Below are 10,205 nucleotides of genomic sequence, written 5' to 3' on the forward strand. Positions count from 1 at the left end.
ATCAAATAATCCATTAAATTTAATAGATAAAAATTTATAACTTTCAAAAAATATCTAAAAATTTGGTATCCTAAGAAGCATTTGCAAGTGTAATGCAAGAGGATAAAGAGCTAGTCGAAGTATTAAATTTACCATCCTCTTCTATGATGTGTATAGTGATGCTCGTAGCTGCTTTCAGCACCACATCCAGCCTTTAAAAGGCCACGCACTATACCGCCGCCGCCAAGTGCTTCTGGTCCTAATGATCTATCCCAGCGATCCTCGCATTCATGTTTTTTAGCCTCTTTATAAGCTATCTCGCAAAGGGCCAAGAAGATGCCAAGCGCAATAGATATTATAAATTTATGAGTAGTGCTTAGTTTGGCATTAGAAGGATCTGCCTCTTTTTTATTTTTAACTTTACTTGTTCTTTTTCTTCTTAGTTTGTCCATCTTTTTACTTTAATAAAAGAGCAAAATCTAAAGCCATTTTCATATCAAATTTACAAAATTTCTCTTATGAGAAGCTGTGGTGTCACAAGTCCGCGAAACGAATTTTTAGATACGCAAAAGATGATATCTATCATTTCGCCTACTCTAACGTGCCTTGTGAAGTTAAAAAATAGTGCCTCAAGCGTCTTGTTGTCTTTTTGCAAGATAAGTTTTAAGTGGTTTTGGTCCCTGCCTATGAGCCTCTCGTTTTTCACGACAGCGTTTTCTATCTTAAAGACTGGGCGTGGGTTTTTCTGTCCGTACGGCTCATAAAATTCCAAAATTTCAAGTAGTTCAAAGTCTATCTCGCTTGGCATTATGTCGCCAAGTAGCTCATCTGAGCTTTTGCACTCTTGCATATTTAGGCATGAGCAGCTTTTATTTATCGCTTCTTTAAATTTCTCCAAATTTTCAGGTGCAAGAGTTAGCCCTGCTGCACCTTTGTGACCGCCGTAGCTTGTTAGCAGATCTTCGTGGCTTGCGATAAGTGATAAGATATCAAGCTTGCCAATGCTTCTAGCACTGCCCTTTGCGCGGCCTTTATCGATGCTAAAGACGATAGCTGGCTTTGCAAAGTGCTTTGCCAGGCGGCTGGCCACGATGCCTATCACGCCCTCATGCCACTGCTCTCCCCAAGTGATGATGACCTCATCGTCCTCTTTTACGTCCTTTAGTGAGCACTCAAAGAGTTGGCGCTCCTCCTCTTTTCTGGAGTTGTTAAACTCGATAATCGTATCAAGGTAGTTGTAAGCCTCTTCGATGCTCTTTGCACGCAAGAAGTTAAATGAATTCATCGCATCATCCATGCGTCCGGCCGAATTTATAAGAGGCGCTATAAGAAAGCTGATATCATCACACTCAAATTTATCCTTGCCGTAAAACTCTTTTATGACGCAAAATGCCGAACGCTTCGAGGCATTTAGCTTGCAAATACCCATGCGAACAAGCATCCTGTTCATATCTCTTAGCTCCATCATATCAGCGATTATCGCGATGGCTAAAAGCTCTAGAAACTTGCTCATATCGTAGTTTAGCTTGCAAACATCCTTTAGCGCGCCAACCAAATACCAAGCCACTTCAGCACCGCAAATTTCGATATTTGGAAAGTTGCAGTCCTCTTGTTTTGGATTGATTATGGCGTAGGCTTCTGGTAAAACGGCTGGTGGCATGTGGTGATCTGTGATGATGAGATCGATGCCTTTTTCTTTGCAGATGCTAGCTGCTTCATTAGCCGAGATGCCGTTATCGACGGTGATTATTAGACTCACATCACTTGCAAGCTCGTCGATGATCTCAGGGTTTAAGCCGTATCCGTCCTTAAAGCGGTTTGGGATCTTTACTAGGTAGTTTTTTACGCCAAGATCATCAAAAAACTCAGCTAAAATCACACTTGAAACCACGCCATCAACGTCATAATCGCCAACAATAGCGATGTGTTCGTTTCTCTCGATCGCTTCTTTGATGCGATTAGCGCCCTTGTAGATATCTTTTAGGGCGCTTGGCGTTGGAATTTCACTAAGTTTTTTGTGTATGTCGTTACAAAATCTACGTGCTAGTAAATTCCTAATATCCTCTTTAGTTAACATAGCTTTGGCAAGGACTTTTTGGCGCCATGCCAACTTTTACTAATACTATTTGCTCACTTAAATTTACGCCCAAACTGCCAAAAATTTGGCAACAAAAATGCTTTTTTTTCATCGTAATCTTTCGTCTTTATTTTGAATGCTTTGATTATATCTTTTTGAAATTTAATTTCTTATAATTTTCATTGAAAGTAAGATTTTTAGGGCAAAAAACTTTTGTTAAATTGATACTCTTTATAAATTAGCCATTGTAAATTTGAAGTAAAAAATGAGAGAAATTTTAAGTAAAAATAAGGGGCCATAAGACCCCAAAAATTAAAATTTATATGTGTAGCCTAGGTAAGCGCCAATGTCTGTTGCTTTTAGATCTTTTGCATAGTCTGCGTCATACCAAGATCTATCAGCTTTTACACCAAATTCAATAGCATTGTGGCCATCAAAGCTATACTCAGCACCAAGTCTTGTACCAAACAAAAAGCCTGACTGTGTAAGATCGTATGTAGCCCAAGCCTTGTTATTTTTAACATGTGACTTTAGGTTGATCACTGAAACGCCAGTGTAAAGACCAGCGATTAGTTTAAAGTTATTAGCTATAGTTGGAGTATAGTCACCGCCTATTACAAATTTATGAGTTGTCCACTTTGTATCAAGGTTACCACTGATATTAGCAAGAGCTCCGCTTTTGTTATCTTTAGCCTCTGTATGATAGAAGTATCCACCATAAACTCTAGCTACATCAAAGTCATAACCGCCTTTGATACCGATATTCGGCCTGCTATCCTTTGCACTAATGCCATCTTTAGCTTTTAGCTTTGAGCTAAAATCATAGCCGCCCTCAACTCCGACAAATCCGCCTTGTGCTAAAGCAAATGAGCCAGCAAGTGAAAGTGCTAAAACACTTTTTAAAACGCAATTTTTCATTTTTTCTCCTTTATAAATGATTGCGTAAGCATTGTATGTTTAGCAAGATTAAAAAATACTTAAATTATTTAAAATTTATCAATAATACGTTTACTTTTATTTTTAATATAAATTTGAGAGAAATTTAAAGAGAAAATTTGGCAAGAAAACTTGCCAAATTTATCATTTTATGTGATTAGCCAAACTTGCTTTGATAAAGCCTAGTATCACAGGGTTTGGTCTAGTTAAGCGGCTAGTAAATTCAGGGTGACACTGCACGCCTACAAACCACGGATGACCTTTTAGCTCGATCGCCTCTACTAGTCCGTCGCTTTCACCACTTACTATGAGACCAGCCTTTTCAAAGGTCTCTTTGTATTTTGGATTTGCCTCGTAGCGGTGGCGGTGACGCTCTTTTACGTTCTTTGCGTTGCCATAAATTTCAGCCAAAAGCGTCTTTGGCTTGATGTCGCAGTTATAAGCACCTAGCCTCATAGTGCCGCCAAGTGGGCTTGTGTGCGTTCTTATCTGCTTTTTGCCGTGGGCATCGATGAAGCTATCTATTAGATAGATGATAGGATTTTTGCACTCTTTGTTAAACTCCATAGAATTTGCATCTTCTAAGCCCAAAACATCCCTTGCAAACTCGATCATCGCTAGCTGCATACCAAGGCAAATTCCAAGATATGGGATCTTATTTTCACGAGCAAATTTTATAGCCTGCATCTTGCCTAAAACGCCTCTTTCGCCAAAACCGCCAGCTACCAAGATGCCATCCACATCTTTTAAAAGCTCATTTACATTGCTCTCTTCTATCTTTTCGCTATCTATCCAGCGTAAATTTACCCTAGCGTCCAAATTTGCTCCAGCATGGATAATGCCCTCAGTTAAGCTCTTGTAGCTCTCTTTTAGATCGATATATTTACCCACAAAAGCTATCGTAGTTTCATTTGTTGGGGCGATGATCCTTTTTACTAGACTATCCCAGTTTGCCATGTCTGGTTTTAGCTCGCCAAAGCCTAAATTTTCAGCGATCGGCGTTAAGATATCTTGCTTTAAAAATGAAAGTGGAATTTGATAGATACTTGCGCTGTCTAAGCTCTCTATGACGCAGTTTTTCTCCACACCACAGCTTGCTGCGATCTTATCTTTTAGCTCGCGGTTTAGTGGCATTTCAGATCTACAGATGATGATATCTGGGCTTATGCCTATGCGTCTTAGCTCGCCTACGCTGTGCTGGGTTGGCTTTGTTTTTAGCTCGCCAGCTACTTTGATAAATGGCACGAGTGTTAGGTGGATATTTAGCGCTCTTTTTTTGCCAACTTCTACTCTTAGCGCTCTTATCGCCTCTAAAAATGGTAGTCCCTCGATGTCGCCAACGGTTCCGCCTATCTCAACGATGAGCACATCTTTGCCCTCGCCCGCTTTTTTGATACGATCAACGATCTCGCCAACGATGTGAGGGATCACTTGTATAGTCTTACCAAGATAGTCACCACGTCGCTCTTTTTCGATAACCGAGCTATAAACTCTGCCTGTTGTGAAATTATTGTCCTGACTTAGGCTCTCATCTAAAAATCTCTCGTAGTGACCAAGATCTAGGTCTGTTTCAGCGCCATCGTCTGTGACGAAGACTTCGCCGTGTTCTAGTGGGCTCATCGTGCCTGGATCTACGTTGATATATGGGTCAGCTTTTAAAACGCTCACTTTTAAGCCAGAATTTTTAAGTAATGTCGCGATAGACGCAGCTGCGATGCCTTTTCCAAGTGAGCTTAAAACGCCACCTGTGATAAAAATGTACTTCGTCTCTTTTGCCATCAAAATTTCCTTAACTTTAGTTATTTTTTAATCTGCCGATTATACCCCTTAAATATTTAGTAAGGCATTAATCTTGCAATTTTTAAAAATTATTCTTTAAGTTTTTTTGTTATAGACTTCGACATCATGATTAAAAACTGCTTAAAAAACATCGCCTCTTTATATATAGACGGCTTTAAAAATATGAAAATAGGCAAGAAACTATGGCTTCTCATAGCGATAAAGCTTATCATTATGTTTGGGATATTAAAGGTCTTCATCTTTGACGAGACCCTTAATACCAAATTTCAAACCGAAGAAGAAAAAAGCGAATTTGTAATTCGTAATTTAATAAAGGAATAAAATGTCTGAGATGGATTTTGTTGATTGGTCTAGGGCTCAGTTTGCGCTGACAGCCATTTACCACTTTTTGTTTGTCCCACTCACTTTGGGGCTAAGTTTTATCATCGCCATTATGGAGACGATATATGTCAAAACTGGCGATAAGGCATGGCTTGAGATAACGAAATTTTGGCTAAAGCTCTTTGGTATAAATTTCGCTATTGGTGTAGCTACTGGCATCATCATGGAATTTGAATTTGGTACAAACTGGGCGAATTATAGCTGGTTTGTCGGCGATATCTTCGGTGCTCCACTTGCGATCGAGGGCTTACTAGCATTTTTCATGGAAAGTACATTTTTTGCCATTATGTTTTTTGGTTGGGAAAAGGTTAGTAAGAAATTTCACCTACTTTCAACATGGCTTGTTGCGATCGGTTCAAATTTAAGCGCACTTTGGATCTTGATCGCAAATGGCTGGATGCAGTATCCAATAGGTATGAAATTTAACCCAGATACGGCTAGAATGGAGATGGAAAATTTCTTCGAAGTCGCGCTAAATCCTCTTGGCATTAGCAAATTTTTACACACAGTAACTAGCGGTTACACCATCTCAGCTATCTTTGTGATAGGAATTTCTGCTTGGTTTTTAATAAAAAAACGCCACATCTTGCTTGCTAAAAAAAGCATCGTCGTTGCTAGCGCATTTGGCCTTATCACTTCGGCATTTTTGCTACTTAGCGGCGATGAGAGCGCATATCTTGCAGCTCAAAAGCAGCCTATGAAACTTGCAGCGATGGAGGGACTTTACAAGGGCGAGAAAAACGCTGGCCTAGTTGCAGCTGGTATTTTAAACCCAGCTAAAAAGCTTGGCGATGAGAGCGATGCCTTTTTGTTTGAGATAAAAGTACCTTACGCACTTGGCATCATGGCAAACAGAGAGCTTGACTCATTTACACCAGGCATCAACGACCTACTTTATGGCAACAGTGAGCACAATCTAATAAGCGTAGAAGAGAAGATGGCAAAGGGCAAAGTAGCTATCGAAGCTCTTAAAAACTACAAAGAGGCTAAAAAAGCAAATGACGAGAGCTTGATGAAAAGCTCGCTTTCAAATTTAGAGAGCAATCTAAATTTCTTAGGATATGGCTATCTTAAAGACGCAAAAGATGCTGTGCCACCAGTTGCACTTACATTTTATAGCTTCCACATCATGGTCGCGCTTGGCACTTACTTTATAGCTCTTTTTGCTATTACGCTCTATCTAAATCTCTCAAGAAAATATAAATTTGAAAACATAAGAGCATTTTTGTGGATCTGCCTCTTTACCATACCGCTTGGCTACATCGCAGCTGAGGCTGGCTGGATAGTAGCAGAGGTCGGCCGTCAGCCATGGGCGATACAAGATCTCATGACCGTTGGCGTCGGAGCTACAAATTTATCTGACTCAAATGTCAAAATTTCATTTATATTATTTGCTGTTTTATTTACGGTCTTGCTGATTGCCGAGATCAAAATCATGCTTAAGCAAATAAAGATAGGATTTAACGACCATGCATAGTTTAAGCTTAGAAAATTTACAAATTTATTGGTGGTTTATAGTTAGCCTTCTTGGCGGACTTTTGGTATTTATGATGTTTGTTCAAGGCGGTCAAACACTCATCTTTAGCCTTGGCAAGGACGAGCTTAAAAAAGATATGCTCATAAATTCTATCGGTAGAAAGTGGGAGCTTACATTTACGACGCTTGTTATGTTTGGTGGCGCGTGCTTTGCGGCGTTCCCGCTATTTTACGCTACTAGTTTTGGTGGCGCTTACTGGGTTTGGCTGGCTATTTTATTTTGCTTTATCATCCAAGCTGTAAGCTACGAGTACCGCAAAAAGCCTGATAACTTCTTAGGCGCTAGGACTTATGAAATTTTCCTTTTCATAAATGGCTCGCTTGGTGTTATCCTTATTGGTATGGCGGTTAGTACATTCTTTAGCGGTAGTGACTTTGTGCTAAATGAGCACAACTTTGTCGAGTGGAAAACTCCATTTCGTGGCCTTGAAGCTTTGGCAAATCCTTACTTGTACTTGCTTGGCATAGCGATGTTTTTCCTATCTCGCATAGGCGGCTGCTTATATCTTATGAACAACATCGCTGATGGCGAATTTATACAAAACGCTAGAAAACAGCTAATTATCAATACCGTGCTATTCTTGCCATTTTTCTTAGGATTTCTTGCGTGGATACTTACAAAAGATGGCTTTGCATACGACGCAAATGGCGTAGTTAGCCTTGTTGCTTACAAATACGCTATAAATTTGATCGAGATGCCTGTCGCTGGCGTGCTACTACTTGTTGGCGTTCTTTTGGTGCTTGTTGGAATTTTCCAAGGGGCATTTACAAAAAGCATACGTGGAATTTTTGCTTATGGCGTTGGCGTAACGCTTGCTGTGACCGCGCTATTTTTGATAACAGGACTAAATGGCACTGCATTTTATCCGTCATTTAGCGACCTCTCTAGCTCGCTAACTATCAAAAATGCAAGTTCTAGCCACTACACACTTGGCGTTATGGCCTATGTTAGCTTGCTAGTGCCAGTAGTGCTTGCCTATATCTTCATCGTCTGGAGAGCGATAGATAGCAAGAAGATCACGCAAGATGAGATCAAAAATGATCATCACGCATACTAAGGATAAAAGATGTTAGAAGCAGGAATTTTTTTGATACTTTGGCCAGTAACGCTATTTATTAGCTACAAATTTGTTCTCTTTTCTCTTAAGAAATTTGACTCAAATAACTAAAATTTAGGGGCATTTGCTCCTAAATTCTTCTTTTTATTTTTACCTCTTAAAACGACTTCTTTATAAATTTACTTAAGCCTATTTTCATATAAGCGTTAGTTTTGTGTGAAATTTGGGTAGTAAGATATCATTAAATTTCACAAAGGAGCGAAAATGAGCAAGAATTTCTTAGGTTCAGTTGCCCTTGCGGCTGTTTTGGTGAGTGGTTTTGGCTTTAGTGTTCCACTAAACGCTGGAGTCTTGGCTCATCAAGTAAAGGTTCAAGGAGAGCTTGGCTCAGTCTTTATAAACCCCTACGACGTATCGCCACTAACTGCTATCATCGATAGAGCTGGCAAGGACATCAAAGATGTCCACGTCAAAGTAAAGGGCAAGCCAGATGGCGGCATCGATATCGACTACAACGTCTCAGAGCATGCCTTGCTCACGCATGATGGCGTGCCTGTTTGGGGACTTTATCCTGACTATCTAAACGAGGTCGTGCTTAGCTACACATTTAACGGAGCTAAAAAGGTAGAAACATATAAAATTTACGCCCAACCTATCGTCACATATAGCCGTGATTATAGGTTCTCACACATGCAAAAAACTCGCGTCAAAAAGGTCGATCCTGCCTTTAAAAACAGGCTCTATCTCATAAACAACACAATAACAAGCGTCTATAAACCGCTTGATTGGAAAAATGGTGGAGCTGCTAGCTGGAACGACTTTACCGAAAACTACATCGTAGATACCAAGGGCGAGGTCAGATGGTACCTTGACTATCAGAAATTTTATGACCGCAGCGAGAGAAGAGTGATGGATGGGGGCATGATGATGGGCTTTCATCAGCTAAAAAACGGCGATATCAGCTTTGGCATGGCACAAAGATATCTTAGATATGACCTCATGGGAAAAGAAATTTACAACCGCCCACTACCTAGAGGCTACATCGATCTAAGCCACGAGGTGATGCCACTAAAAGATGATCACGCACTTCTTAGAGTAGCAAAATACAACTACCACCACAAAAACGGCAAAATTTCTCACACCATAAGAGACCACATCATTGAGGTCGATAACACTGGCAAGGTGGTCGAAGAGTGGGATCTAAATGAAATTTTTGGTAATAACGTTTATCGCAGCAACCTCATAAAAGCGCTTGATGCTAGGGCTGTGTGCCTAAATATCGACATGGACGCAAAAGAGATCAAGATAAGCGACGATCAGCCATTTGGCGATGTCACCTCCACTGGCACAGGTAGAAACTGGGCGCATGTAAATTCTATCTCGTATGATGAGAGCGATGATAGCATCATCCTTTCGCTTCGCCACCAAGGCATCGTAAAGATAGGACGCGACAAGAAAGTAAAATGGATACTAGCCTCGCCCGAGGGTTGGAGCGAGGACTTTAAAGCAAAAGTGCTAACTCCAGTTGATAGCAAGGGCAATAAGATAAAATGTGAAAACTCAAAATGCGAAGGCGAATTTGACTGGTCATGGACCCAGCACACCGCATGGCTAACGCCAAGATACGAAAACAAGGGCGACATAAAACACCTAAGCGTCTTTGATAATGGCGATGCTAGAGGCATGGAGCAGCCAGCCTTTAAAGAGGACAAATACTCCCGCGCGGTTGAGTATAAGATAGATGAGAAAAAGGGCACAGTCGAGCAGACTTGGCAGTTTGGTAAGGAGCGTGGATTTGACTTTTACAGCGCAGTCACCAGCAATGTCGAGTGGCAAAAGGATAAAAGCACCTACTTTATCTCAAGCTCAAACGTAAATTTACTTCGCCCTGACAAGACTATCAAGATGGTCTTAGTCGAGATCGACCCAAAGACAAATGATATAAAATTTGAGATGGATGTGGATTCTGCTTCAAGAGATGATGTCGCTTATAGAGCGATGGTTATCGATCCTGAAGTGTTTAGTTATTAAATTTTGGTGTGAGACCCCCTCTCACACCGAGTGTATTAGTTATTATTTTGAAATTTATAAATTTCTTCTTTGACGCTAGTTAGGTCAAAATTTATCGCTCGCTCTAGCTCTAGCAAGCTTACATCTTTGTCTATCTCAAGAGCCATCGCTATCTCGTTTAGCTCTTTTGCTTCCTCATTTGCGAGGATCGCACTCTTAAAACTAGCCTCATCTATCTGGCCAAATTTTAAAAAGATCGATTTAAATTTATCTTTTAAAATTTCTCTACTTAGCTTTTTATCTTCTAAAGCCTTCTTCGTGCCGCCATTTCTGTTACAGGTTCTAAATATAAAATCTATTGTTTCATTTACTTCATCGAGTAAATTTTTTGTCTTCTCGCTTTGCATACAAACTCCCTTCACCGCAAA

General features: G+C 40.3%; 10 protein-coding genes. 4 read left to right on the plus strand and 6 right to left on the minus strand.

Features of this window, described 5'->3' with window-relative positions; all coding sequences use genetic code 11:
* Nucleotides 1-128 precede the first annotated feature (128 nt).
* The 5 genes from MTT09_RS00115 to MTT09_RS00135 form a co-directional block, all read right to left on the minus strand.
* On the minus strand, nt 129-431 hold the full coding sequence (locus tag MTT09_RS00115; RefSeq protein ID WP_429801880.1) for a hypothetical protein: 303 nt from the start codon (nt 429-431) through the stop codon (nt 129-131).
* 50 nt (nt 432-481) lie between these two features.
* On the minus strand, nt 482-2,056 hold the full coding sequence (gene recJ / locus MTT09_RS00120; protein ID WP_429801881.1) for a single-stranded-DNA-specific exonuclease RecJ: 1,575 nt from the start codon (nt 2,054-2,056) through the stop codon (nt 482-484).
* Nucleotides 2,057-2,368: 312 nt separating this feature from the next.
* Complete coding sequence (locus MTT09_RS00125; RefSeq protein WP_429801882.1) at nt 2,369-2,974, minus strand: outer membrane beta-barrel protein; 606 nt, start codon at nt 2,972-2,974, stop codon at nt 2,369-2,371.
* Between the two features lie 162 nt (nt 2,975-3,136).
* Nucleotides 3,137-4,771, minus strand: coding sequence for a CTP synthase (locus tag MTT09_RS00130; RefSeq protein ID WP_429801883.1), 1,635 nt, complete (start codon nt 4,769-4,771; stop codon nt 3,137-3,139).
* Between the two features lie 89 nt (nt 4,772-4,860).
* The gene (locus MTT09_RS00135; protein WP_002940723.1) at nt 4,861-5,031 is read right to left on the minus strand and encodes a hypothetical protein; all 171 of its coding nucleotides are present in this window, start codon (nt 5,029-5,031) and stop codon (nt 4,861-4,863) included.
* On the opposite strand from MTT09_RS00135, the gene MTT09_RS00140 reads away from it, so the two are divergent.
* The 4 genes from MTT09_RS00140 (at nt 4,955) to MTT09_RS00155 (ending at nt 9,798) form a co-directional block, all read left to right on the plus strand.
* Complete coding sequence (locus MTT09_RS00140) at nt 4,955-5,113, plus strand: DUF4492 domain-containing protein (RefSeq protein ID WP_429803688.1); 159 nt, start codon at nt 4,955-4,957, stop codon at nt 5,111-5,113. The genes MTT09_RS00135 and MTT09_RS00140 overlap by 77 nt on opposite strands.
* A 1-nt stretch (nt 5,114) precedes the next feature.
* Nucleotides 5,115-6,650 (plus strand): cytochrome ubiquinol oxidase subunit I, encoded by a 1,536-nt coding sequence (locus MTT09_RS00145; RefSeq protein WP_429801884.1) that lies wholly within the window; start codon nt 5,115-5,117, stop codon nt 6,648-6,650.
* A complete protein-coding gene (locus MTT09_RS00150) occupies nt 6,643-7,767 on the plus strand; it encodes a cytochrome d ubiquinol oxidase subunit II (RefSeq protein ID WP_429801885.1) in 1,125 nt (374 codons plus the stop codon). Before MTT09_RS00145 ends, MTT09_RS00150 begins: the two co-directional genes overlap by 8 nt.
* Nucleotides 7,768-8,031: 264 nt before the next feature.
* Nucleotides 8,032-9,798, plus strand: a complete 1,767-nt coding sequence (locus MTT09_RS00155; RefSeq protein ID WP_429801886.1) for an aryl-sulfate sulfotransferase — start codon at nt 8,032-8,034, stop codon at nt 9,796-9,798.
* A gap of 35 nt (nt 9,799-9,833) precedes the next feature.
* Here the strand turns inward: MTT09_RS00155 and MTT09_RS00160 are convergent, their stop codons facing one another.
* Nucleotides 9,834-10,184: a hypothetical protein gene (locus MTT09_RS00160; RefSeq protein ID WP_021088445.1), complete on the minus strand. Its 351-nt coding sequence runs from the start codon at nt 10,182-10,184 to the stop codon at nt 9,834-9,836.
* Nucleotides 10,185-10,205: the final 21 nt, after the last annotated feature.

It is taken from the genome of Campylobacter concisus (assembly GCF_050447505.1).
GTDB classification, from domain to species: domain Bacteria; phylum Campylobacterota; class Campylobacteria; order Campylobacterales; family Campylobacteraceae; genus Campylobacter_A; species Campylobacter_A concisus_BP.

Excerpts from the sequence above, each read along its gene's own strand:
- MTT09_RS00115 (WP_429801880.1), bottom strand. The coding sequence starts at position 431 with ATGGACAAACTAAGAAGAAAAAGAACAAGTAAAGTTAAAAATAAAAAA.
- recJ (WP_429801881.1), bottom strand. The coding sequence starts at position 2,056 with ATGTTAACTAAAGAGGATATTAGGAATTTACTAGCACGTAGATTTTGT.
- MTT09_RS00125 (WP_429801882.1), bottom strand. The coding sequence starts at position 2,974 with ATGAAAAATTGCGTTTTAAAAAGTGTTTTAGCACTTTCACTTGCTGGC.
- MTT09_RS00130 (WP_429801883.1), bottom strand. The coding sequence starts at position 4,771 with ATGGCAAAAGAGACGAAGTACATTTTTATCACAGGTGGCGTTTTAAGC.
- MTT09_RS00140 (WP_429803688.1), top strand. The coding sequence starts at position 4,955 with ATGAAAATAGGCAAGAAACTATGGCTTCTCATAGCGATAAAGCTTATC.
- MTT09_RS00135 (WP_002940723.1), bottom strand. The coding sequence starts at position 5,031 with ATGAAGACCTTTAATATCCCAAACATAATGATAAGCTTTATCGCTATG.
- MTT09_RS00145 (WP_429801884.1), top strand. The coding sequence starts at position 5,115 with ATGTCTGAGATGGATTTTGTTGATTGGTCTAGGGCTCAGTTTGCGCTG.
- MTT09_RS00150 (WP_429801885.1), top strand. The coding sequence starts at position 6,643 with ATGCATAGTTTAAGCTTAGAAAATTTACAAATTTATTGGTGGTTTATA.
- MTT09_RS00155 (WP_429801886.1), top strand. The coding sequence starts at position 8,032 with ATGAGCAAGAATTTCTTAGGTTCAGTTGCCCTTGCGGCTGTTTTGGTG.
- MTT09_RS00160 (WP_021088445.1), bottom strand. The coding sequence starts at position 10,184 with ATGCAAAGCGAGAAGACAAAAAATTTACTCGATGAAGTAAATGAAACA.